The organism is Myxococcus sp. CA033 (genome assembly GCF_013336625.1).
GTDB classification, from domain to species: domain Bacteria; phylum Myxococcota; class Myxococcia; order Myxococcales; family Myxococcaceae; genus Myxococcus; species Myxococcus llanfairpwllgwyngyllgogerychwyrndrobwllllantysiliogogogochensis.
Genome location: NZ_JABUMU010000011.1, coordinates 226,171 through 250,413, shown reverse-complemented (window position 1 = coordinate 250,413; position 24,243 = coordinate 226,171). Strand labels below are relative to the sequence as shown.

16 protein-coding genes are annotated in these 24,243 nt (G+C 70.4%); 10 read left to right on the top strand and 6 right to left on the bottom strand.

Features of this window, described 5'->3' with window-relative positions:
- Positions 1-99: 99 nt before the first annotated feature.
- Positions 100-1,110 carry a cupin-like domain-containing protein gene (locus tag HUA78_RS25450; protein WP_174454480.1) on the bottom strand — a complete coding sequence of 337 codons (1,011 nt, stop codon included), beginning with the start codon at positions 1,108-1,110 and terminating at the stop codon, positions 100-102.
- A gap of 147 nt (positions 1,111-1,257) precedes the next feature.
- Between HUA78_RS25450 and HUA78_RS25445 the strand changes: the two genes are divergently transcribed.
- The 4 genes from HUA78_RS25445 to HUA78_RS25430 all read left to right on the top strand — a co-directional run bounded on the left by HUA78_RS25445 (position 1,258) and on the right by HUA78_RS25430 (position 5,392).
- Complete coding sequence (locus tag HUA78_RS25445) at positions 1,258-1,434, top strand: hypothetical protein (protein ID WP_174454481.1); 177 nt, start codon at positions 1,258-1,260, stop codon at positions 1,432-1,434.
- A 171-nt stretch (positions 1,435-1,605) separates the two neighbouring features.
- Positions 1,606-2,163, top strand: a complete 558-nt coding sequence (locus tag HUA78_RS25440) for an RNA polymerase sigma factor (protein WP_141643478.1) — start codon at positions 1,606-1,608, stop codon at positions 2,161-2,163.
- Positions 2,160-3,593, top strand: coding sequence for a tetratricopeptide repeat protein (locus tag HUA78_RS25435; RefSeq protein WP_141643479.1), 1,434 nt, complete (start codon positions 2,160-2,162; stop codon positions 3,591-3,593). The genes HUA78_RS25440 and HUA78_RS25435 overlap by 4 nt, the downstream gene beginning before the upstream one ends.
- 152 nt (positions 3,594-3,745) lie before the next feature.
- On the top strand, positions 3,746-5,392 hold the full coding sequence (locus HUA78_RS25430) for an acyl-CoA synthetase (RefSeq protein ID WP_174477341.1): 1,647 nt from the start codon (positions 3,746-3,748) through the stop codon (positions 5,390-5,392).
- A gap of 27 nt (positions 5,393-5,419) precedes the next feature.
- Here the strand turns inward: HUA78_RS25430 and gndA are convergent, their stop codons facing one another.
- The 4 genes from gndA to HUA78_RS47555 all read right to left on the bottom strand — a co-directional run bounded on the left by gndA (position 5,420) and on the right by HUA78_RS47555 (position 10,287).
- Positions 5,420-6,856, bottom strand: coding sequence for an NADP-dependent phosphogluconate dehydrogenase (gene gndA / locus HUA78_RS25425; RefSeq protein ID WP_141643481.1), 1,437 nt, complete (start codon positions 6,854-6,856; stop codon positions 5,420-5,422).
- Between the two features lie 21 nt (positions 6,857-6,877).
- Positions 6,878-7,549: a 6-phosphogluconolactonase gene (gene pgl, locus HUA78_RS25420; protein ID WP_141643482.1), complete on the bottom strand. Its 672-nt coding sequence runs from the start codon at positions 7,547-7,549 to the stop codon at positions 6,878-6,880.
- On the bottom strand, positions 7,546-9,087 hold the full coding sequence (gene zwf, locus HUA78_RS25415; protein ID WP_174454484.1) for a glucose-6-phosphate dehydrogenase: 1,542 nt from the start codon (positions 9,085-9,087) through the stop codon (positions 7,546-7,548). Before zwf ends, pgl begins: the two co-directional genes overlap by 4 nt.
- Positions 9,088-9,291: 204 nt before the next feature.
- Complete coding sequence (locus HUA78_RS47555; RefSeq protein ID WP_174477340.1) at positions 9,292-10,287, bottom strand: collagen-like protein; 996 nt, start codon at positions 10,285-10,287, stop codon at positions 9,292-9,294.
- Between the two features lie 286 nt (positions 10,288-10,573).
- Between HUA78_RS47555 and HUA78_RS47755 the strand changes: the two genes are divergently transcribed.
- The 4 genes from HUA78_RS47755 (at position 10,574) to HUA78_RS25390 (ending at position 18,203) form a co-directional block, all read left to right on the top strand.
- Positions 10,574-12,541, top strand: coding sequence for a PAN domain-containing protein (locus HUA78_RS47755; protein WP_174477339.1), 1,968 nt, complete (start codon positions 10,574-10,576; stop codon positions 12,539-12,541).
- Positions 12,542-12,666: 125 nt separating this feature from the next.
- Positions 12,667-13,392, top strand: coding sequence for a 1-acyl-sn-glycerol-3-phosphate acyltransferase (locus tag HUA78_RS25400; RefSeq protein ID WP_141643486.1), 726 nt, complete (start codon positions 12,667-12,669; stop codon positions 13,390-13,392).
- Between the two features lie 9 nt (positions 13,393-13,401).
- Positions 13,402-15,285, top strand: a complete 1,884-nt coding sequence (locus HUA78_RS25395) for a hypothetical protein (protein WP_174477338.1) — start codon at positions 13,402-13,404, stop codon at positions 15,283-15,285.
- Positions 15,286-15,437: 152 nt separating this feature from the next.
- Positions 15,438-18,203 carry a PQQ-dependent sugar dehydrogenase gene (locus HUA78_RS25390; RefSeq protein WP_174477337.1) on the top strand — a complete coding sequence of 922 codons (2,766 nt, stop codon included), beginning with the start codon at positions 15,438-15,440 and terminating at the stop codon, positions 18,201-18,203.
- Here HUA78_RS25390 and HUA78_RS25385 read toward each other — a convergent pair.
- Complete coding sequence (locus tag HUA78_RS25385) at positions 18,194-18,829, bottom strand: hypothetical protein (protein ID WP_174466831.1); 636 nt, start codon at positions 18,827-18,829, stop codon at positions 18,194-18,196. The two genes, HUA78_RS25390 and HUA78_RS25385, sit on opposite strands and share 10 nt — an antisense overlap.
- 236 nt (positions 18,830-19,065) lie before the next feature.
- Here HUA78_RS25385 and HUA78_RS25380 point away from each other — a divergent pair, with 236 nt between their 5' ends.
- Both HUA78_RS25380 and HUA78_RS25375 read left to right on the top strand, forming a co-directional pair.
- Positions 19,066-20,310, top strand: coding sequence for an exonuclease SbcCD subunit D C-terminal domain-containing protein (locus HUA78_RS25380; protein WP_174454490.1), 1,245 nt, complete (start codon positions 19,066-19,068; stop codon positions 20,308-20,310).
- Positions 20,307-24,233, top strand: coding sequence for an AAA family ATPase (locus HUA78_RS25375; RefSeq protein WP_174477336.1), 3,927 nt, complete (start codon positions 20,307-20,309; stop codon positions 24,231-24,233). The genes HUA78_RS25380 and HUA78_RS25375 overlap by 4 nt, the downstream gene beginning before the upstream one ends.
- Positions 24,234-24,243 lie beyond the last annotated feature (10 nt).

The following is a 24,243-nucleotide window of genomic DNA, read 5'->3' as shown; positions in this document are numbered from 1 at the left end:
GCGCCGCTAACCCGCTTCAGCATAGTCCGTTAAGGCAGCCCCCTCGGAGAGGTCATTCGCCCCACTCCGAGCGCGGTTAACTGACATACCTGAAGCGGGTTAGAGCGGCGTGGGCAGGTACGTGTTCCCCTGGGGCACGAGGAAGTGGTGGAACGTGACGGACGCGCTCACGTCGAGCGCGTGCACCCAGTGCCACCAGCCCACGGGGATGAAGACCAGCTCCCCGGGCTCCAGCACGGCCTCCACCACGTGCGCTTCCGAGAACAGCGGGAAGCGCTCGGCGTCCGGGCGCGCCGCGTCCACGTGGCTGAACGTCCCATAGCGCGGGTACATCAGGTGGCGCTGGAAGGAGGGAATGAGCTTGATGTGCTTGCGCCCCATCACCTGCGCCAGCATCACGTTCATGTTGTCGTGGTGCAGCGGGGTGACGGTGCCCGCCGGGCCCAAGAGCAGCGTCATCATGTCCGGCCGGAGCTCCGCGTCGATGATGCCCTGGGGCGCGCGCACGTCGTCGCGCAGGGGCTTGAAGCCGTCGCGCTGCCAGTTCTCGTTGCGCGGCACCATGTAGTAGTCGTTCGTCGTGCCCCCCGTCGCCACGCGGTGCACGTAGTCGCGAAAGCGCATCGCCTCGCGGTGCTTCTCCGGCTCGGGCGCGTGGTCCGGGTTCGACTCCCGCCGCGTCATCACCTCCACCTCCGCGTCGCCCACGCGCTCCGCCAGGTACGGCAGCGTCCAGCGCTCCAGCGCGGGCCAGTCCTTCATCAACCCCGTCAGCACCACCGGCCGGTGGCCGAAGTAGTAGCGCGTGAAGAACTCGTCCGCGGACAGTCCCTCCCGCCGCTCCAGCGCCGCGTGCCCGCCCGACTGCCGGTGCAGCGTGCTGTAGACATCCATGACGGACTCCAGCCAGCCGTAGCGGCGCCCCAACCGCTGACACGCCTGGAAGAAGGGATGCGCCTCCACGCGCGCCACTTCCTCCCGCGCCACGTCCTCACCCACCCCAACACCCATCAACGCGCGACAGGCCTCCTCCCGCGTCACCCCCAGCGCGAGGTTCTCCACCAGCCAGACCTGCCACTCCAATGCCAACCGGGACGTATCCGCGCTCATTTGGAAATCCTTGGATTTCACGACTCAATCCACCCCCCTGCCTCTCACGGAACCGCACCGGAGCATGGTAAGGACGGCGACAGTTTCAAAGTTTCATCCACCAGCAACTTGTACGTGCTGCCTGTATCCCAGCACGAGGAGCGAGGCATGACGCCCGGTTCCAAGCAGTCCCCGAGTGCGAAGGTCGTCGAGTCGAGTGCCGCGGACGCCCACGTGAAGAACAACTACGTGGACTGCGCCACCGAGGTGGGGGTGCAGCGCGAGCGCAAGCCCCTACCGATGCCGTCCACCCCCGCCCTGGCCTCCGCTCCGGAGCTCCGCTAGGCCGCTTCCCCGACCAGCGGCGGGCCCGCACCCCCGCTGAGATCCAATGCCCGGACGGGAATGACCCCCCTCCGGGCATTTCCTTGTCTGTGCCCTTGCACTTTTTTCTCAAGGAACAGGCGCCTTCGCGTCTTTGACTGGGAAACCTGCCGCGCGAGCATGTAGGACAACATGGCAAACCTCTTCAACCGGGAGCGGAGGCGCTTTGAGGCGTTCATCCGACAGCACCGGCCCAGTCTTCTGGGCCTGGCGCGCCGGTTGTCCGCCCGTTCGAGCCTGGAGGCGGAGGACCTGGTCCAGGAGGCCTTCGAGCGGGCGATGCAGGACTTCGAGGCGTTGAAGGACCGGACGGACGCGGCGGCGGCGGCGTGGTTGTGTACGACGATGACCAACCGCTTCCTGGATTACTGCCGCAGGCAGCGCACGGAGTCGCGGGGGATGCCACACCTTGCCCTGGTGCAGGAGGGGGTGGCGCAGGGGGAGGCCCAGGAGAACTGGGAGCTGGTGAGCACCGAGGAGTTCCAGAAAGCGGTGGAGCGGCTGAAGCCGCACCTGCGCGACGCCTACCGGCTGCATGCGGAGGGCAAGCGCTACAACGCCATCGCCGAGCATTTCAACGTTCCCGTGGGCACGGTGGGCAGTTGGCTCACCCTGGCACGCAGGGACCTGAAGGACTTGCTGCTGCCACAGGTAGCGGTGGCCCGGGAGCGGGGGGCAACGAGCTCATGACGACGCCATGCACCAACAACCGACTGCACCTCTTCGTCGACGGAGAGCTTTCCGCCACGGAGGGTGAGGCCTTCCGGCAGCACCTGACGCGGTGCGCTGAGTGCGAATCGGGACTGAGGGACTTGCTGCAACTGGAGCTGCTCGCGGCGCGGGCGCTGGGGGGCGCTGCTCCGGTGGCCGAGCCGGTGGAGGTGGCCGAGCCGGTGTCCGCGAAGGTGGTGCCGCTGCGGGCCAGGCTCCAGAAGGTCTACCGCACCGCGGTGCCGCTGGCGCTGGCGGCGGGCCTGGCCGCGGTGGGAGTGTTCCGCTTTCAGGAGCCGCCCCAGATTCCGGACGCGGTATGGCTGGCGAGCGCGGATTCCCGCACGTTCGAGGCGCGGCTGAGCCATCCGAAGGCGGACCGCTTCCTTCCCTACAGCCCGATGCGCGGCACCAGTCACGCGTCGGAGATGTTGCCGCTTCGGCCTCTGGCGGAGCTGGAGGAGCGGCACGACTTCCGGGGCATCGCCGCGGCGTATGCGCTGCGCGGAGACTGGCAACAGGCGGAGGCGTTCCTCGGGCGCGAGCCGGAGTCGGCGGACAAGGCGAACGACCAGGCGGTCGTGGCGCTGAGCCGGCAGCGGTACGAGGAGGCGCTGGGGCTGTTGACGAGCGCGCTTCGCCAGAACCCGAACCATGCGCAGGCGCTGTGGAACCGCGCGCTGGTGCTGCGGGAGCGCGACTTGCTGGACCGCGCGGCGGCGTCGTTCGACACCGTGGCCTCGCTGGGTGAGGAGGGCTGGAGCGCGGAGGCGCGTCGGATGGCGGCGGAGCTGCGCACGCAGCTGGCGGAGGAGCGGGTGCGGTGGCGGCGGCAGGTGACGGACGCGTGGCTGACGCTGACGGGGGAGGCGCCCTGGGACGCGAAGCAGCTGGCGCAGCGCCCGGTGGTGGCGCGCGCGGCCCTGTATGAGGCGGTCCGCACGGTGACTTCGAAGGAGGGCGTGGAGGCGCTGTTTCCGCTCGCGAAGGAGCTGGACACGCTGGGGGGCGGCTCGGTGCTGCAGGACTACGTGCGGCAGGTGGCGACGCGGGACTTCGCCGCGAGGGCGCCGCTGGCGCAGGGGTATGCGGGGCTCCTGAGGGAGCGCGAGACGAAGAAGGACGCCACGGCGCTGTTGGAGTCGCTGCGCCGCTCGGGGGAGCGGGACATCTACTTCGGGGCGCTGGTGCATACGGGGAGCGCGGTGGTGGACGGCACGGCGCTGAGCGCGCTGCGCGGCTTCGCCGAGGGCACGCCGGACCCGTGGCTGCACCTGCTGGCCGAGCGCGAGAGCATCCGCCGCGAACTGGCCGCCGGCCACACGGCGCTGGCGGAGAAGCAGCTGATGGACGCGATGCTGACGTGCAACGGGCTGGGCAACATCGTCCCGTGCATGGAGCTGAACTGAGGACGACGCGGCGTCCGCGCTGAGGTGTCGAGGGGTCGGTCCATCAGGGCCGGCCCCTTCGTCTTTGTAGGGCGCGTCGCGCTGTTGTCCACCGTGCGAACGCCGCACGGTGTGAGCGCGGTGTCCTTGGGGTGCGTGGCAGGCTCGCCCGCATGCCTGAGTTCGCGCCCCGCAACATGAGCGATTACGCGGCCACCCACCGTGACTTCCGATGGGAGCGGCCCGAGCACTTCAACTTCTCCACCGACGTGGTGGACCGGCACGCCACCGAGCGTCCGGAGTCGCTGGCGCTCCTGTGGTCCGACGAGTCCGGCCGCGAGCAGCGCTTCACGTGGCAGGGCGTGCGGCAGCGCTCGATTCACGCCGCGCAGTTCCTCGCGGGACTGGGGCTGAAGAAGGGCGACCGGGTCTTCATCATGATGCCCCGGGTGCCGGAGTGGTGGTTCCTGGTGCTGGGCTGCATCCGCGTGGGCATCGTCTTCATGCCCGGCACGCCCATGCTCACCGTCAAGGACATCCGCTACCGACTGGTGGCGGCGGACGCCAACGCGGTCATCGCCGACGTGAGCTGTCTGGACCGCTTCGAGGGACTCGCGGGCACCGGCCGCGTGGAGACCTGGGTGGCGGTGGGCGACGGCGCCCCCGAGCCATGGGTCTCCTACAAGGCGGGCACGGTGGGCACCGGTGCGCATGGCCAGTCCTTCGCGCCCACGCGGGCGGAGGACCCGTTGCTCATCTACTTCACGTCCGGCACCACCGGCATGCCGAAGCTGGTGTTGCACACGCACGCAAGCTACGGCCTGGGCCACGTGATTACCGGGCGGTACTGGCTGGATTTGACGCCGGAGGACCGCCACCTGACGCTGAGTGACACGGGCTGGGCCAAGTGTGCCTGGGGCAAGCTCTTCGGCCCGTGGAGTCAGGGCGCGTGCAACGTCGTCTACGACTTCCGGGGCCGCTTCGACGCGGGGAGGATTCTCAAGCTGCTGGAGTCCCAGCGCGTCACCACCTTCTGCGCGCCGCCCACCGCGTGGCGCTCGTTGGTGCTCCAGGACCTGAAGGCCTTCGACTTGTCGTCGCTGCGCCACACGGTGAGCGCGGGCGAGCCGCTGAACCCGGAGGTCATCGACTCGTGGAAGGCGGCCACGGGGCTGCACATCCGCGAGGGTTACGGGCAGACGGAGACGGTGGTGGTGGTGGGCATGTTCCCCTCGGTGGAGCCGCGCGTGGGCTCCATGGGCAAGCCGTCCCCGGGCTTCACCGTGGGCGTCATCGACGACACGGGGCAGGAAGTGAAGGACGGACAGGAGGGCGACATCGCGGTGCGCGTGGCTCCGGAGCGGCCGGTGGGGTTGTTCCAGGAGTACGTGGGGGACGACTCGGCCAACGCGGCCTGCCGCCGGGGGGACTGGTACGTCACCGGGGACAGGGCGGTGCGGGACGCGGAGGGCTACTTCTGGTTCGTGGGCCGCGCGGACGACGTCATCAAGACGTCCGGCTACCGCGTGGGCCCGTTCGAGGTGGAGTCCGCGCTGCTGGAGCACGCGGCGGTGGCGGAGTCGGCGGTGATTGGCGTGCCGGACGAGAAGATTGGCCAGCGCGTGAAGGCGTACGTGGTGCTGGCACCGGGCTTCACGCCGTCACAGGAGCTGGCGAAGGAGCTCCAGGAGCACGTGAAGCGGACGACGGCGCCGTACAAATACCCGCGCGAGGTGGAGTTCGTCTCCGAGCTGCCCAAGACGGTGAGCGGCAAGATTCGCCGCGCGGAGCTGCGCGCCACGCCGCCGAAACCGGGGTGAGGACGTCACCCCGGCTCCGAAGCGCTGTCAGCTGTTCCAGTCCGAGTGCACGAAGCCGGCGTCGGGCTTGTCCCGGCGCTGGTACGTGTGCGCGCCGAAGGCGTCACGCTGGGCCTGGGTGAGGTTCTGCGGCAGCTCCGGGCTGCGGTAGCTGTCCAGGTACGCCAGTGACGAGCTGAACACGGGCACGGGGATGCCCAGCTTCGTCGCCGCGCCCACCAGCTTGCGCCAGGACGGCGACAGCTTCTCGAGCACCGGCGCGAAGGCGTCCGAGACGAGGAGGTTGGGCAGCTCCGGCTGGCGCGTGAAGGCCTCCCGCAGCGGGGTGAGCAGCTTCGCGCGGATGATGCAGCCGCCTCGCCAGATGCGCGCCATCTCCGCCAGGGAGATGTTCCACTTGTACTCGTCTGACGCCGCCTGGATGAGCCGCATGCCCTGCGCGTACGTCACCACCCGCGCCGCATACAGCGCGTCATGGGCCCACGCCGCCAGCTGCGCCTTCTCCTCGGAGGACAGCGCCTCCGAGGGGCCCTTGAGCTTGTGGCTCGCCGCCACGCGCTGGTCCTTCATCGACGACAGGTTGCGCGCATCCAGCGCGGAGGCGATGGAGGGCACCGGCACGCCCAAATCCAGCGCCACCTGCACCGTCCACTTGCCCGTGCCCTTCTGCCCGGCCTTGTCCAGCACCAGGTCCACCAGCGGCTTGCCCGTCTCCGCGTCCTTCTTGCGCAGCACCTTGATGCTGGTCTCCAAGAGGAAGGACTCGGCGATGCCCTGGTTCCACTGCGCGAAGAGGTCCGCCACGCCCTCCGCCGACAGGCCCAGGCCCCGGCGCAGCACGTCGTACGTCTCCGCGAGCAGCTGCATGTCCGCGTATTCGATGCCGTTGTGCACCATCTTCACGAAGTGGCCCGCGCCATCCGGCCCCACGTGCGTGACACACAGGCCCTCATCGGTGCGCGCGGCGATGGCCTCCAGCACCGGACGCACCAGCGCGTACGCCTCCGTCGGGCCGCCGGGCATGATGGACGGGCCGTGACGCGCGCCCTCCTCGCCGCCGGACACGCCCACGCCCAGGAAGTGCAGTCCCTTGGACTTGCACAGCTCCTCGCGCCGGCGCGTGTCCAGGAACCAGGAGTTGCCCGCGTCCATGATGACGTCGCCTGGCGACAGGAGCGGGAAGAGCCGCTCCAGCATCTGGTCCACCGCCGCGCCCGCCGTCACCATCAGCAGGATGCGCCGGGGGCGCTCCAGCCGCGAGACGAACTCCTCCATCGACGCGGTGCCCTTCAGCTCCGGATGCCCGTGCTTCTGGTGCATCTCGTCGATGCGCTCCGGATGCCGGTCCCACGCCGTCACCCGGAAGCCGTGGTCCGCGATGTTCAGGGCCAGGGCCGCGCCCATGACGCCCATTCCCGCCACGCCGAACTGCGCGCCCGCCTGGGCGCTCGCTGCCGCACTCATGCATCCTCCGAGAAGGCCCGCTCACCGTCCCGCGGCGGCGGAGTCCAACATCCACTGCGCATTCGTCACCCGGGCCGCCGGAAGCGCCGGGTCGCCCGCGAGCGCCCGGTGCACCGTCTCCCGCTTGCCCGCGCCCGCCACCAGCATCAGCACCGCGCTCGCTGACAGCAGCGTCGGCATCGTGAGCGTCATCCGCCAGGGAGGCGGCTTGGGGCCCACCACGGACAGCACGCGCCGGCTCTGCTCCTCCAGCGCCGGGTGGCCAGGGAAGAGGCTGGCCGTATGCCCGTCCTCTCCCATCCCCAGCAACACCACGTTCAGCACCGGCGGCAGCTTCGCCTCGTACTCGCGCGCGGCGACTTCGCGGTCCCCGCGCTCGCCCTCCATGCGGAACACCTGCGACGGCGACAGCCGCAGCGGAGCCACCAGCGTCTCCTCCACCATGCGGTAGTTGCTGTCCGGGTGGTCCGGCGGAACGAAGCGCTCGTCCACGAAGTAGAGGTCCACCCGCTCCCACGGCAGCGTCAGCCGGGACAGCTCCCGGTACGCGGGGCCCGGCGTGCCTCCACCCGACAGGGCCAGGCTCACCCGCCGGTTCATCGCGAGCGACGTCTGGAGCGACCGCGCCATCCACTCGGCGGCCGCGCGCGCCAGGTTCTCCGGCGGGACGATGCGTGGAGGCAGCGCGCTCATAGCTGCGTCCACCGCCGCCCGTCGCGGGCCAGCAGCGCGGAGGCGGCCTGGGGACCGGTGCTGCCGACCGTGTAGGGGTGCACCGTGCCTCCCTCGCCGGACTCCAGGGCCTGGAGGATGGGCGTCACGTAGGCCCACGCCTGCTCCACGCTGTCCTGCCGCGCGAAGAGGGTGGCGTTGCCGCGCATGCAGTCCAGGAGCAGCCGCTCGTACGCCTCCGGCACCGGCTTCTGGAAGCTCTCCTCGTAGTTGAAGTCCATGGTGACGCCCGCGATGTTGACGTCCTCTCCGGGCACCTTGGACTCGAAGGAGAGGGCGATGCCCTCCTGGGGTTGAATCCGCAGCGTGAGCACGTTGGGCTGCAGCCGCTGGCAGGTGGCGCCCTCGCCGGAGAACAGGCCGATGGGCACCGACTTGAAGTGGATGGACACCTCCGTCATCCGCTTCTTCAGGCCCTTGCCCGCGCGCAGGTAGAAGGGCACGCCCTCCCAGCGCCACGAGTCCACGCTGAGCTTCATGGCCACGTACGTGGGCGTGCGCGAGTCGGGCTTGACGCCCTTCTCCTTGAGGTAGCCCTCGTACTGACCGGCCACCACGGCGCGCGCCACCTCCTTGCCCTCCACGGGGCGCAGCGCGCGGAACACCTTGTTCTTCTCGTCGCGGATGTCCTCCGCGCCGAAGGACACCGGTGGCTCCATGGCGCACAGCGCGAGCACCTGGAGCAGGTGGTTCTGCACCATGTCCCGGATGACGCCCGTCTCGTCGTAGAAGCCGCCGCGGCCCTCCACGCCAATCGCCTCCGCCGCCGTGATTTCCACATGGTCGATGTGGTTGCGGTTCCACAGCGGCTCGAAGATGGCGTTGGCGAAGCGGAAGACCAGGATGTTCTGGACGGTCTCCTTGCCCAGGTAGTGGTCGATGCGGAAGATCTGCTTCTCGTCCAGCACCGCCGCCAGCTCGCGGTTCAGCTCGCGGGCGCTCTCCAGGTCGTGACCGAAGGGCTTCTCGATGACGAGCCGCCGCCAGGGCTTCGCCTGCGGATGCTCCTCGCGCTTGAGCAGCCCGGCGCCGGCCAGGCTGTGCAGAATCTGGGGGAAGGTGGAGGCGGGCGTGGCCAGATAGTAGAGCTGGTTGCCCTCGGTGCCCTGGCGCTTGGCGACCTGCTCCAGCCGCTCGCGCAGGCGCTTGAAGGACTCCGCGTCGTCATAGCCGCCGGAGATGCCCTCCAGGCGCGGGGCGAACTTCTGCCACGTCGCCTCGTCGAGCGGCTGCGTGCGCGCGAACTTCCGCAGCCCTTCCTTCACGTGGTCGCGGAAGGCTTCGTCGTCGAGCTGCGAGCGACTGAAGGCGACGACGGAGAAGTGGTCCGGCAGGAGGTTGGCGCGCGCCAGCTCGAAGAGGGCGGGGAACAGCTTGCGCTGCGCCAGGTCTCCCGTCGCGCCGAAGAGCACCACCGTGCATGGGTCCGGGCGCGTGGCGCGCAGCAGCGGGTCTCCCTCTCGGGGATGCGTCTCGATGTGCAGGCCCTGCGCGTCCATTCCGCTGCCTCCTCCGAGTGCCTTCGTGCGGGGCCACCTTACGCCGCTCCCGTTGCCTCGCGGCAAGCCAGAGTGCGCGCAGTGATGTGCGCGTGACGTCTGGAGCGTCCGAAAGAGCGCCTCGCGGGCCTGCTCTAACGGCGGGCCTCCGGAGTCGCCACGCTCAGTCGAGGGAGGACCGTGCGTGGCGACCCTGGCACGGACTCAGCGGTCGCCGCCGAAGGTGCCCACGAGCCGGATGTGGCTCTTGCCCGTCTCCGAGCACGTGAGGTCGAGGCTCACGCTCCAGGTGGGGACCTCGGAGTTCCAGGTGAGGCGCCCCGTCCAGGAGCCGCACGCGGAGGTGGGCAGCTGGCTGTTGAGTCTCGTGCTGGTCACCCGGGAGTCCGGCAGCGTGTAGACGGTTCCCGGCGCCGGCAGGGGACGCTTGATGCGGAAGCTCACCCCGGTGAAGGCGACTCCGCACGTCGGAGCCCGGGAGGTGAAGTGGGTGAGGCTCACGTCGAAGCCGTCGTCCGTGGCGCAGTACGTCGGCGGCGAGCAGAACCACTCACCGGTGGTGGGCGTCGTGGAGTAGGTGCTGGCTTCGTAGAACACGCCCGTGGAGCTGGGGCTGGTCAGGTTCCAGTGGCAGGTGGGCTTCACCGTGCGACAGCACGCGGCGGCGTTCCCGTTGCAGCCCGTCGTGAAGCAGCCCATGGGATTGGTGGCCGTGCCATCTCCCTCGCACTTCATGCCCAGCACCGCATCCGTGCCGGTGCGCGTACAGGCCCACAGCGAGGTCCCTTCGCAGAAGGACTCGCCCGGCGTGCAGAGCTGGGGCGCCTGGCCCACGGGCCCCATCGGTCCCTGCGCCCCTGTGTCGCCCTTGGGGCCCTGGACTCCCTGGGGACCCACCACGCCGCGAGGCCCTTCCACTCCCTGCGGACCCTGTGCCCCCGTGGAGCCTGTCTCGCCGCGCACGCCCTGCATGCCCTGAACGCCCTGCGGCCCGCGCTCACCGGTGTCGCCCTTGGGCCCCTGGGCGCCCTGGAGCCCCTGCTCTCCCTGAGGACCCGGCGGACCGCCCTCGGGACCTCGGGGGCCCTGGGGACCTTGCGGACCCTGGGTTCCGGTGGGGCCCTCGGTGGTGCAGGCGGCGGTGGTGAACAGGCAGCACAGCAGCAATGGCGCGAGTGCGCGCCAGGGGGTCTTCGTCATAGGGCGCGCCCGGTACCAGCTTGCCCTGGCGGGGGCAATACCTCGCATGCGCCGAGACACGGCGAGTGCGTGCCCTCGAATCCCTCTCATCCACCGGGGATTCCTGTTGGACTCCGGGTGACGCGATCCTGATAGCTTTCCAGGAATGAACAGATTGAGAAGTGTTCTGGTTTGTGGCGGGAGCGCGTTGGTGCTGTGGGCTTGCGGTGGGGGGGAGGGCGCGGAAGCGCCAGCAGGTGACCTCGCATCACAAACTCGTCCCATTGTCGCCGAGCAGTCAGGGGGCGTGGCCGAGGCCGTGTGGCGCTGGTACGACGACCCGGACATCGCGAAGTCCAGCTACGCGAGCCCCGTCTGGTTCCACCTGGGCTCCGGGAGCATCCAGTGCTCCGCGTCGATGATTGGTCCCAACCTGATGATCAGCGCCGCCCACTGTGGCCCGCCCGCGAACCTGACGCTGAGCTTCCTGACCTATGCGCAGGACAGCAACACGGCCAAGCGCTTCGAGGACTTCACCTGCCAGTTCCTCTACAGCACCTGGCACAGCTCCGACCTGATGCTCTACTACTGTCCACCGAACTCGGCGGGCGTCAGCCCGGGTGACAAGTACGGCTACCTCGACTTCGACACGAGCCCGTTGTCGGTGGGGAACGCCCTTTACAGCGTCTGGGGCAATCCGCTCGATACGCCGACCCCCGCCCTGCCCGACGTCCGCTTCCTCTCCAAGGGCGTTGTCACCTCGACGACCGGCCTCGGCTCGTTCACGACGGACCCCGCCCTGGTCCAGGTCAACCCCTCGACGGGCCTGCCGGACTACACGACGAGCACCGAGCGTCCCATCGCCATCCGCACGAGCCTCTGGAGCAACTACGGCGCCAGCGGCTCGGGGCAGCTCAGAGCCACCTCCCACAAGCTGGCCGTGGGCCCGCTGTCCACCGCCATCGTTGATGGTGCTGGGCGCAACGCCCTGTCCATCGCACGGTACCTGCTGGACGGCACCGTCGACAGTCGGGACCCCGCGTCCATTCACACCTCCCACATCACCGCACTGGGATTGACCCCCGCGACCTATGGGGGCCTGCTGGACAAGAACGGGGACAAGCTCTTCGACCTGCAGACGGACCTGGAGCGCCTCCGGGGCGAGAATGCCCGTGCGTGGTACGCGCTCGACTTCGACAGTGAGCGTCGCAACGCCCTGTGGACGCTCGGCACGGACCCGGGCATCACCGTGACGTTCAACACCACGGACCGCACGGCCCACATCCTCAAGACGCTGTCCGGCTCCTATACGCAACCCATCCTGACACACCAGCGGCTCAACCTCGCGGCGGGCACTTATCGCCTCTCGCTCCAACTGGACACGGCGACCGCAGACTATCCGGACGCCCTATGGTTCGGCATCCGCTGGGTGGACCCGGTGACGAGCGCGATGCATGTCCAGGGCAACTGGCTGTGGAGCACGCCGGGCGCTGGCTGGGCCATGTATGCCATGGAGGTGACGCTGCCCACGGCGAACGGCGCCGAGCTGATGCTGGGCACGGACACGAGGGTCAACGCGCGGGTGGCGGCCATCAACGTGGTGCGCTCGGGCGCGGTGATGAATCTGGACACCGCGGACCTGCGCTTCCACTGGCGCAACGACGTCACCGGCGGTCGGGGGCGCGTCGTCCCGCGAGGCGTCAACTCAGGCACGCAGACAGACTGGGCGCTGCGCGTGAAATACGACTCTACCTCGCCCACGGGCTGGCCCATCCGCAACCGGCAATTCGCGCTGGTGGGCGCCAACCGCTACCGCCTCTGCTTCGACCACCGTCAGGAGACGTCGGGCATGGGCGGCGTCATGCGCGTGCTCTCCACCGGCGAGGAGCGGGTGCGGCAGACCTTCACCCCTGGCGCGTCCTGGGCGTCGGCGTGCACGCCCAGCTTCCGGGCGAAGACCGACGACAACAACGTCCAGTTTGGCGTCACGTCGGGAACAGGCTCATACTTGGTGGACAACATCGCCATCCAGGACCAGCCGCGCTTCACCGTCGAGCCAGGCATCGACCGGCCGGGCTCGGACATCCGCTTCTTCAACATGCCCGTAGCGGACCCGGTTCTCTGCGAGGACGCCTGCGCGAATGAGGCCGGCTGCCTTGCCTACACCTATGTGGCGCCAGGCATCCAGGCGGTGCAGGCCCGGTGCTACCTCAAGAACGCGGTGCCGATGACCTATACGAACAGCGGGTGCCATTCAGGGTATCGTTTGCCCTGAGTCGCCCGCCCCCCGGGCAGGCGTCTGCGCGTGCCCGGGCGGTGGTGGCTGTCTCACCCCCTCCGGGCACGCTATGTCCGGTGACCCATGATGACCCCCAGCCTCGAGCCTTCCGGCCCACCGCGATGAAGTACCTCGTCACCGTCTGGTTCTGGCTCGTCTTCCTGCTCACGGCGCCCGTGCTCTTCACGCTGGGGGCGCTGCTGCTGCTCGTCACGTTCCCCGTCGACCGGGACCGCCGGATGTTGCACTGGCTGGTATGTGGCTGGTGCCACTGGCTGTGGCTGCACCTGTCCCCGGGCTGGCGCACGCGCTTCGAGGGCCGTGAGCACCTGCCCCAAGGCCCGTGTGTCATCGTGGTCAACCACCAGTCCGCCATGGACATCCTCGCCGTCATGGGGCTGAACCACCCGTACAAGTTCGTGGCGAAGGCCTCGCTGTTCAACCTGCCGCTGGTGGGTTGGATGATGACGCTCCTGGCCTACGTGCCCATCGTCCGGGGCTCGTCCAGCGCCATGCACCAGTTGCTGGACCCGTGTCGCAAGTGGCTGCGTCGGGGCATGCCCGTCCTCATCTTCCCGGAGGGCACCTATGCGACGGGTGGACAGCGGCTGCCCTTCAAGCGCGGCGCCTTCCAGCTCGCGTTGGAGGAACACGTCCCGGTGGTGCCCATCGTCGTGGAGGGCACGACGCAACTGCTCGACGGAGACGGACCCTGGATGAACGCGCGGGCGTCCATGCGCGTGCGAGTCCTGCCGGCCCTGCCGCCGGAGTCACTGGGCGAGGACGCGGTGGAGCTGGCGGAGCGGGTGCGTGCGTTGTACGAGCGCACCCTCGCCGTCGGCGGCTGAGTCACGCGCATGGGCTGGCTACTCTGGACCTTGGAGACCTTGCTGGCGGTGGCCGCCGCGTGGGCGCTGTCCGCCGCGCTCCTGCGTGAGCGCTCCACGCTGGAGCGCTGGATGGCCGCGCTCCTGTTCGGCGCCGCGAGCATCCTCACCTGCGTCCAGGGGCTGGGCCTCTCGGGGCAGTTGGGCCGAGTGCAACTCGCCGTCGCGGGGCTCGTGCTCCACGGGGCCATGCTCGCGGTGGCCGTGCTGCGCGTCGGCGGCGCGGAGCTGCTCGCCCGACTGCGCGCGGACCTGGGCGCCCCGGTGCGACTGTTGCGCGACATCCATCGGCGCCAGGAGCTGGCCGCCTGGGCGCTGCTGCCAGCGGTGTGCGCGCTCGTGCTCTCCTGCGTCGTCGCCTGGTACTACCCGAACTGGGCCTGGGACGTCGTCTGGTACCACGTCCCCAAGACGAACTACGCGGTGCAGACGGGCAGCATCACCTGGGTGGACACCTCCGTCTGGTACGTCAACGGCTACCCCGAGCTCACCGAGCTGCTCTCCGTCTGGAACGTGCTGCTGCCCCGGCACACGCGGCTGGATGACCTGTCGCAGATTCCCTTCGGCCTGCTCGGGGCGCTCGCGGTGGCCGCGCTCTGTCGCCGGGCGAGCGCGAGCCCCGCGCTGGCCGCCTCGCTGGGCGCGATGTGGCTCACCCTGCCGGCGGTGTTCCTCCAACTGCACACCTCGCACGCCGACGTGGTGGCCGGCGCGCTGTTCATCACCGCCTTCTACTTCCTCACCGAGCGGGACTGGAGCCCCGTCGCGCGCACGCTGACGCTGCTGGCGCTGGGCCTGTACGCGGGCACCAAGGTGACGGGCCTCTTCCACCTCGCGCTCCTGTCGCCGCTGCTGCTGGTGCGAGGCGTGCTCGTCCTGCGACGCGCGAAGGGTGCGCGGTGGCGGACGCTGGGACAGGCGGGGCTCGCGGTCCTGCTGCTGCTCTGGCTGGGCGCACCCACGTACGTGGAGAACGCGGCGCGCACCGGCAACCCGTTCTGGCCCGCGCGCATGCGGGTGCTGGGGCGTGAGCTGGCGGGCCCCATCGGCGCGGAGGAAATCGCCGGGCCGCCGGCGTTCTTCGGCGCGCCCGGGGCCTTCGCGCGCATGGTGGACAACTGGAGCGCGCGCGAGGGGATGTACTGGCCCGACGTGCGCGAGCGCGCCTTTGGCTGGCTCTTTCCGTACCTGCTCCTGCCCGTGCTGTTGTGGGTGAGCGCGTCGGCCCTCTTCAGTCGCGAGCGCTGGTTCCGGTTGTCGCTGCCGCTGCTCGCGGGCCTGGCGGTGCTGGTTCCCGCGGCGTGGTGGGGCCGCTTCACGCTGGGGCTTCCCGCCGCGGGGCTGGTTGCGTTCGCCGTGCTGCACCGACAGGTGGGCACGCGCTATCTCCAGGCGCCGCTGTCCGCCCTCGCGGCCTTTCTCTGCGTGGCGTCCTTCGCGAAGGCCTCCGTGGGTTATCGGGTGTTGCCCACGCTGGGGCCGCGCGCCACCCCGGACGTGCGAGACGAGGACCGCCTCCGGTTGCAGATTGGCTGGCTGTGGCCACTGGAGGCGATGCACCTGCGCGAGCAGGAGCTGCGCCCCGGTGACGTGGTGGCGTACGACAGCGCGACGTCCTTCCTTGGCGAGTACTGGACGGACGACCTGCGCAATCGCGTCGAGTACGTCAACCACGAGGGCAATGACGGCGTGTACCTCGACAAGCTCCGCGCCCTCCGGCCGCGCTGGGTGAGCGTGCGTCGAGAGAGTCCCGCCGAGCATCTGCTGCGCGCACGGAGTCATGCCTTCGAGCGGCTCTTCGATTGTCCCCTCAGCTCCGCCGTCATGTATCGAGTCACCCGCGCGGACTGGTAGGTGTCTCGGCGGAAAGCTCCGTGTCGTGGCGCCACCTGGGAGTGAAGGCCACAGCCTCGCTGAAAGAAATCGGTGAGCGTGCGAACTCGCACGACGCATTCGGTTCAGTTGACGGACGGGGTGCGCGTGCCCGGTGCTGTATCTTCCGGGCCATGCGCCAACTCTTGATTCTGCTTCTATTGCTCGCAGCGCCAGTCTGGGCCGCCGTACCCACCGGCTTCACCGAGACCGTCTTCCAGTCGAGCACCCTGAATCAGGCCACGGGCATGGCGTGGGCCCCTGATGGCTCGGGGCGCCTGTTCATCACCATCAAGTCGGGGGCCATCCGGGTGGTCTCGACGGAGAACGGCCTGCCGCAGACGACGACACCGGGAGGCACCGCGCTGGTGACGAGCCTGTTCGCGACGGAGCCGGTCGTTCACACCAACAGTGAGTGTGGCGTCATCGGCATTGCGTTCGACCCGAACTTCACGGTCAACCGCTACGTCTACATCTTCGTCACCGTCTCCGCGTCGGAGCAGCAGATTGTCCGCTACACGGACTCCAACGGCACGGGCACGGCGCGCACGGTGATTGTCTCGCGGCTGCCCACTCGCGGAGAGAATCACGACGGCGGTGGCATCGGCTTCGGGCCGGACGGCAAGCTGTACTTCGCCGTGGGCGACCTGGGCAACGGCACGGGTGTGGATGCGGACCTGACGTCGATGGCGGCGAAGGTCAGCCGGGCAAACCGCGACGGCACGCCCGCCAACGACAACCCGTTCAACGACGGCGTGGGGCCGAACAACGAGTACATCTGGGCCCGAGGCGTCCGCAATCCGTTCACGCTGACCTTCCAGCCGAGCACCGGCCTGCTCTGGGTCAACGTGGTGGGCGACGGCTACGAGCAGACCTTCGTGGTGAACCGGCGCAACCACGCGGGCTACAACGACTATGAGAACAACCAGCCGGCCGGCAACGACTACATCACCCCCGTCATCAAGTACCGCACCAACAACATCGACACGCGCACCCTCACCGCGACGGGCGCCGCGCGCGCGGGCGGTATCGCCACCTTCACCACCAGCGGCAACCACGGCTTCCGCAAGGGCGAGAAGCTCACCATCGAGGGCGTGTCGGATGCCTCGTTCAACGGGGACTTCTACGTCGCCAGCGTCCCCAGCGCGACGACCTTCACGCTGACGCAGACGGGCTTGCCCGATGTCGGCAGCGGCGGTGGCACCGCGAAGACCCAGGCCCTGGGGGCCTGCCTGAACGGCGGCGTCTTCTACGACTCCACGCTCTTCCCAGCCGAGTACCGCGGCAACTACTTCTTCGGTGACTATGTCTCCGGCAAGTTCGCGCGCGCCACGCTGGCGCAGGACAACACCGTGGCGACGGTGGACCTGTGGGGGACGGAGTTCAGCTCGTATGTCGACGCGACGGTGGGACCCGACGGCGCGCTGTACACCATCGGCGTCACCAACGGGCGTCTGCGCCGCATCGTGCCCAACGCTCCCGGACAGCGCCTGGTGGTGACCGGACTCTACCCGCGCGTCGTGGAGGGCGGCCGGGCCACCTTCACCGTGCGGCTGGCGGAGGCTCCCACGGCCTCTGTCGTGGTGGATGCCTTCAGGGCGGCGGGCGGCAGCACTGACCTGCGCCTGTCAGGTGTCTCCACCTTCACCTTCACGCCGGGGAACTGGAACGTTCCGCGCGTCGTGGCGATTGAGGCGCTGGAGGACGCGGACGCCGTCGTGGACACGGCCACCTTCACCGTGGCGTCCAGCGGGCTGACCTCCGAGTCCGTGCTCGCGACCACCATCGAGGACAACTCCGCGCAGTTCGTGCTCTCGTCCAGCAACGTGAGCATCAACGAGGGCGGGACGGCGACGTTCGACGTGTCGATGAACCGCGCGCCCGCGAGCAACGTGAGCGTCACGGTGGCGCGCACCGCGGGCGACACGGACCTCACCGTGCAGTCCGGGGCCGCGCTCACCTTCACGACGACCAACTGGAGCACGCCGCAGACCGTCACGCTGAGCGCCGCCTCGGACGCCGACAACGCGGATGGCGTCGCCACCTTCACCGTGTCGGCGACGGGCCTGGATTCGCGCGCCGTGACGGTGACCGAGGCGGATGACGAGCCGCTGGCGCCCGTCATCACCTCCACGGCTCCCCTCACCGCGGTGGTGGGCAACCCGTATCGCTACGATGTGGAGGCGCGCGCGAGGCCGGTGCCCACGTACACGCTCACCACCTCGCCGCCGGGGATGTCCATCGACGCGGCCACGGGCCTCATCTCCTGGACGCCCACCACGGTCATGACGGTGCCCGTCGAGGTGCGCGTGGCCAACACCGTGTCCCCGGATGCGACGCAGACCTTCTCCATCACCGTGAAGGAGGACGAGGCGCCCCGCGCGGTCCTCACGCGTCCCACGGCGGAGGAGCGCGTGTCCGGTGCGTTCTCGGAGTTCTACGGCGACTGCATCGACGACTACGGCTGCACGCGCGCGGAGTTCTTCGTCGACGGAGTGCGGCGGTACGCCGACGAGCGCACGGACAATCACTTCCACTTCGGCGGCGAGCACAACCGCTGGGACACGACGGACCTGGCGCCCGGTGGCCACCTGGTGAAGTTCGCGGTGGTGGACACCTCGGGGAAGCGGCACGAGGTCGAGGTGAAGGTGTGCGCCGGTGACGGTGACTGCACGCTGGTGCCGCAGGGGCCTCCGGATGCCGGCTCGGAGCCGGACGCTGGCGTGTCACCTGACGCGGGTTCGCAGCCCGACGCGGGTTCGCAGCCCGACGCTGGCCCCAGCCCTCAGTCGCCGGGGGAGGATGACGGCTGCGGCTGTGGCGCCGCCCCGGTGGGCTCGCTCGCGTGGGTGGCCCTGGCCGCGCTGGCGATGTCGCGCCGACGTCGCCGTCAGGCCTGACGGCTGCGTGCCTTGAGCACCGGTGCTCGCCCGGCGGCCTGAATCAGGGTGTCGGCCAGGGCGAGCGCCGGAGCGATGTGGGCCTCCAGCGCCGAGGTGGATGCGGGGACGCCCCGGTGCTCCGCCTCCAGCAGTCCCGCGACGATGGAGAATCGCTGGTAGTGACGGTGGGCGCGCAGCAGGTGCTCGCCCACCTGGGGCGTGGTGAGCAGGGCGTGCGATTCCGGCGACAGGCCCTTCAGGTTGAGCGCCGAATCCAGCGCCACGTCACCCAGTTCCTCGTCGCGCACGCTGAACAGCTTCAGGAACTTGTCGCCCAGCCCCTCGGTTTCCAGGTGCAGCTCCTGGGGCACCACGTCGCTCACGTCCAGGCGCAGCACCATCACGTGGTACGAGCCCTGGTTCTGGCCGCGGACCTCGGTGAGCAGGGAGAGCTGCCGGTCCTGGTGGAGCCCCTGCACTTCCATGAAGTCCTTGGACTGGGTGAAGCTCCAGCCTCTCCGCGTCGCGAAGACGAGCCACGCCTTGCGCTGCCGACGCTTGTCCCTGGCGGCGAGGGCGAGCACGAGCACGACGAAGAGCACCATGCCCAGGAGCGCGAGCAATGGGACGAGCGTGGATTCCATGCGGGAAAGCATCCCCCCGAGAGGACGGGCTCGGCCAGTCTCCCTGTCGGGTTCACCGCGCCCCCAGGACGCGTGGGGCCGGGTGGGGCCGCAAAGGCGCGAAATTCCAGGGGCTTGCCCGCATGTCAGAGGGAGCGTGTAAGGGAGCAGGCGCCCGGCGCTTGGAGCAGGCGGCTTCCCCGGAGGAGGCTGCCGGGCGGCCTGAGTGCCGTGGGGTGAGGGAGGGTGAACGCGGGATGCGCTTGCTGCACACGTCGGACTGGCACCTGGGACACACGCTGTACGACGTCTCGCGGGAGGCGGAGCACGGCGCGTTCCTGGAGTGGCTGCTGGACACGCTGGAGGCCCAGGCGGTGGACGCGCTGCTGGTGGCCGGCGACATCTTCGACACCTCCAACCCGAGCGCGGAGGCCCAGGCGGCCTGGTACCAGTTCGTCGCCAAGGCCCGGCGGCGGCTGCCCCGGCTGGACGTGGTCGTCATCGGTGGCAACCACGACTCCGCCGCGCGGCTGGATGCGCCGGACCCGTTGTTCGCGGCGCTGGGGGTGAAGGTGGTGGGCGGGCTGCCACGTGCGGGGGGCTCGCTGGAGTTGGAGCGACTGCTGGTGCCGGTGCACGACGCGAAGGGACACGTGGGCGCGTGGGTGGCGGCGGTGCCCTACCTGCGGCCCGCGGACCTGCCGCCGGTGCGGGAGGAGGCGGGGGACCGGTTGGTGGAGGGGGTTCGCGCGGTGTACTCGGAGGTGCTGGACGCCGCGCGGCACCGACGTCAGCCCGGTCAGGCGCTGGTGGCCATGGGCCACTGCTACATGACGGGCTCGGAGCTCTCGGTGCTCAGCGAGCGGAAGATTCTGGGCGGCAACCAGCACGCGCTTCCCGTGGAGCTGTTCTCGGACGATGTCGCGTACGCGGCGCTGGGGCACCTGCACAAGGCGCAGCGCGTGGGTGGGCGCGAGGGCGTGCGCTACAGCGGCTCGCCCCTGCCGCTGTCGCTGTCGGAGGCGGGATATCGGCACCAGGTGTTGCTGGTGGATTTGAAGGGGGACGCACTGGAGGCCGTGCAGTCCCTGCCCGTGCCGCGTCGCGCGGAGATGGTGCGCGTGCCGGCGCGGGACGCCGCGACGCTGGAGGAGGTGCTGGCGTTGCTGGAGGCATTGCCGGCGCTGGAGGAGGACGCGGTGGAGTGGCGGCGTCCCTACCTGGAGGTCTGTGTGTCGCTGCCCCGACCGGAGCCGTCGCTGCGGCAGAAGGTAGAGAAGGCGCTGGAGGGGCGCGCGGCGCGGCTGGTGAAGCTGACGCCCGCGTACACAGGCACGGGCGGCGCGCTGGCGGAGGTCCAGCCAGGGCTGTCGCTGCGTGAGCGCACGCCCGAGGACGTCTTCCGGGCGAGGTATGCGCGTGACTACGAGGAGCCGCCCTCGGAGGTGTTGCTGGAGGCGTTCCACACGCTGCTGACCCAGGTGCAGGAGGACGCGTCATGAAGGTCCTCTGCATCCGGGGCAACAACCTGACGAGCTTCGCGGGGACGTTCGCGCTGGAGCTGGACCGGCCGCCGCTCGACAGGCTGGGACTGTTCGCGATTACGGGTGCGACGGGCGCGGGCAAGAGCACGCTGCTGGACGCGCTGTGCCTGGCGCTGTTCGACCGGACGCCGAGGTTGGGCGGGCGGGGTGGTGTCCCGGTGGGGCGCGCGGACGAGGAGGAGGAGGCGCGGCTGTCCGCGTATGACGTGCGCGGCATGCTGCGGCGGGGCGCGGGCGAGGGCTTCGCGGAGGTGGACTTCCAGGGGAAGGATGGGAAGCGCTACCGGGCCCGCTGGTCGGTGTGGCGGGCGCGCAGTCGCGCGGAGGGGCGCTTCCGGCCCCAGGAGATGACGCTCACGGAGGTGGCTACGGGACAGCAGTTCGGCCGCACCAAGGGCGAGGTGCTGGTGGCCATCCAGGAGCGGCTGGGGTTGTCGTTCGACCAGTTCCGCCGCTCGGCGTTGCTGGCGCAGGGGGAGTTCGCGGCCTTCTTGAAGGCGGATGCGAGCGAGCGCGCGGAGCTGCTGGAGCGGATGACCGGCACGGAGGTGTACAGCCGGCTGTCCATGGCCGCCCACGAGAAGAACAAGGGCGAGCAGGAGGAGCTGGCGCGCCGGGAACTCGGGCTGGCGGCGATTTCGCTCATGGAGGCCGGGGAGCGCGGAGCGGCGGAGGGGCGGCTCGTCGAGGAGGCCGAGGCGCGCAAGAGCGTGGAGGCGCAACTGGGGGAGGCGGAGGGCGCGGCGGCGTGGCACGCGGACCTAGCGGCGCTGGTGGGGGCGCAGCGAGACGCGGAGGAGAAGGAGTCGCGAGCGGCGGAGGCACTGGCGGCGGCGGCGCCTCGGGCGAAGAAGCTGGAGGAGGTCCGCGCGGCGGAGTCGTTCCGAGGGGCGGTGACGGCGGCGGAGGGGGCGGAGCGTCGGTGCGAGGAAGCGGACGCCACGGGTCGGGTTCGTGGCGCGGAGGTGGCGGAGGCGAAGGCTCGCGCGGCCCAACTGCTGGGTGCGTTGCGGGTGGCGGAGGAGGGGCGGCAGGAGGCGCGGTCGGCGCAAGAGGTCGCGGCGCCGGCGCTGGAGGCCGCGGCGGAGTTGGATGCGCGGAGTGCGACGGCCGCGCGTGACGCGGAGGAAGCGCGGGCGCGGGCGCGGGTGTCGGAGGACGAAGCGGTGAAGGCTCGGGCGGTGCTCGAGGAAGTCGTGGTCCGCGAGGAGGCCGCGCGGGTGGCGGGAGAGGGGGCTCGGGTCTGGTTGTTGGAGAAGGCCCACTGGGAGGCGCTCGCAAGGGAGTGGCCTCGCTGGCAGCGCGAGCTGGAGCGCTACGAGGTGGCGCTGGGCGAGGGGAAGACGGCGCGGGCGGCCGTGGAGAAGCTGCGCGGGGACGTGGATTTGCTGAAGGACGCGGAGCGTCTGAGGCGTCAGGAGCGGGACTCGGCGGCGGAGGCCGAGGCGCGGGCGCAGGCGGCGGCGACGCATGCGGAGACCTCGCTGGGGGAGGGGACGGGCGTGGAGCGGCGGGTGCTGCGGGAGTCACTGCTCGCGAGGCAGGAGACGCTGCGCGCACTGGAGCTGGCCCGGCAGGGCCTGTGTTCGGGAGAGGCCGAGGCGCGAGAGGCCGCGCGTGAATCGGCGGTGGCGCGGGAGGAATCGGAGTCCGCGTCGGTCGCGGTGCGGGACTCGGCGGTGCGTCGGTTGGAGCGTGAAGCGGCGCTGAAGGAAGCGCGCCGTGCGCTGTCCGTGGCGGAGGCGACACAGGGGCATGCGGCGCAGCGGGCGCTGCTTCGCGAGGGCGAGGCGTGCCCGCTCTGTGGTGCCACGGAGCATCCGTATCGGCATGAGGTGCCGGCCCTGGCGGGGTTGGTGGCGGAGTCCGCCGCGCGGGTGGAGACGCTGGAGTCCGAGCGGAATGAGTGCTCTCGCGAAGAAGTGGACGCGAGCGCGAGGCAGGCGGCGGCGCGAGCGCGAGTCACCCAGGCGGAGTCGCGGCGAGAGGGCGCGGCGGCCCGCTGTGGAGAGCACCGTGACGCGTGGGCGCGGGGCCGCGAGCAGTGGCGGCGGGTGCGGACTCAGGGCTCGGCGTCTTCGGGAGGTGGACCGGGACTGAGTGCGCGAAAGGGTGTTGTCGGGGCCCATGACTCCGAGTCGCCGGGTGGCGAAGAGGGTGCGGGAGTTCGTGACGCCACATCAGCCCCGGGAGTCGCCAGCGCGCGTGACGCCGCGTTTGCTCCCGAAGAGGGCTCGGGCCCGGAGGCGAGCGTCTGGCTGGAGGCAATGGTCGCCGAGGTCCAGGCACGGCTGTCCGCGCTGAAGTCCGAGGAAGAGGCGGCGGAGGGACTGGCCCGGACGGCGCGCGAGGCGCGAGCGGCGCTGGAGGCGCAGCGCACCCGACGTGAGGTGGCGGCCGATGCGCTCCGGCGCGCGGAAGAGTCCTTCACGCGAGTGGAGGGCGCGCTGAAGGAGGGGCTGGCCCGGGTGGAAGCGGCGGACGCGACGGTGCGACAGGTCCTGGCGGACGTGTCCCCCATCTTCGCCGCGGACGCGGGATGGGAGGCCAAGCTGGAGGCCGCTCCGGCGGACTTCCGCCAGAAGTGCGGCAAGCGCGTCTCCATGTGGAAGGAGCGCGAGGACATCGTCCAGAAGGCGAAGTCTCGGGAGGACGAGGAACAACGACACCGCGCTCACGCGCAGGGCTTGCTGGAGGTGAGCGCTCGCCGTGCCGAGGAGGACGCCGCTCAGGCGACGCTCAAGGGCCAGGCTCGGGACGCAGCGGTGCGGGCCCGCGCCGCGCTGCTGGAGGGCCGCCCCACGGAAGAGGTCCGCGCGGAGCTGCGCGCGAAGCTGGAGACGGCGCTGGCGGCCTACGAAAAGGCGCGCGTGTCAGCCGAAGCGGCACGACAAGCCGAAGGGGTGGCGCTGGCCCGCGCGGAGGATGCGGCACGCGACTTCATCCGTGCGCGGGAGGCCCGCGAGTCGGCCCGGAAGGAGCTGGAGCAACGGCTGGGGGCCCAGGGTGTGTCGCTGGACGTGGTGAAGGCGCTGCTGGCGAACGACGCCGCGTGGTGCGAGGCGGAGGCTCGGGCGCTGGCCGTGCTGCGCGAGGCCCAGGCCCAGGCGCGCGCGGTGCGCGACGAGCGACGTGAGCGGCGCACGGGCCACGAGTCGAGCGGACCGCCCCGCTTGTCGGAGGAGGAGGCGACCGCCGCCCGCGAGCACCTGCGAGGGGACGTGGAGGTGCGGCGCCGAGCCGAGGCGATGCTGCGCGCGAAGCTGGAGGCGGACGACGCGGCCCGTGCCCGTCACGGCAGCGAGGCCCAGTCGCTGGCGGAGCGCAGGCGCGCGGGCGAGGTGTGGAAGGCGCTGGGTGACCTCATCGGCTCGCATGATGGCAAGCGCTTCAAGGTCTTCGCCCAGAGCCTCACGCTGGACGCGTTGTTGCTGCACGCCAACGCGCACTTGCAGGAGCTGGCGCGGCGCTACCGCCTGATGCGCGTGCCCGGGCATGACCTGGACCTCCAGGTGGTCGACGGGGACATGGGGGACGAGGTGCGTGGCGTGGCCAGCCTGTCGGGTGGCGAGAGCTTCCTGGTGTCGCTGGCGCTCGCGTTGGGGTTGGCCTCGTTGTCGTCGGAGACGACGCAGGTGGAGACGCTCTTCATCGACGAGGGCTTCGGGACGTTGGACCCGGAGACGCTGGAGGTGGCGCTGGCGACGCTGGACGCACTCCAGGCCACGGGTCGACAGGTGGGCATCATCTCCCACGTCTCGGGGCTCGCCGAGCGCATCGGTGTGCAGGTGCGCGTGGTGAAGCAGGGCGGTGGCCGCAGCCGGCTGGTGGTGGAGGGCGACCTGGGCCTGCCGTACGTCGCGGTTCAGCAGCTCGCGTGAGGTCCAGGCC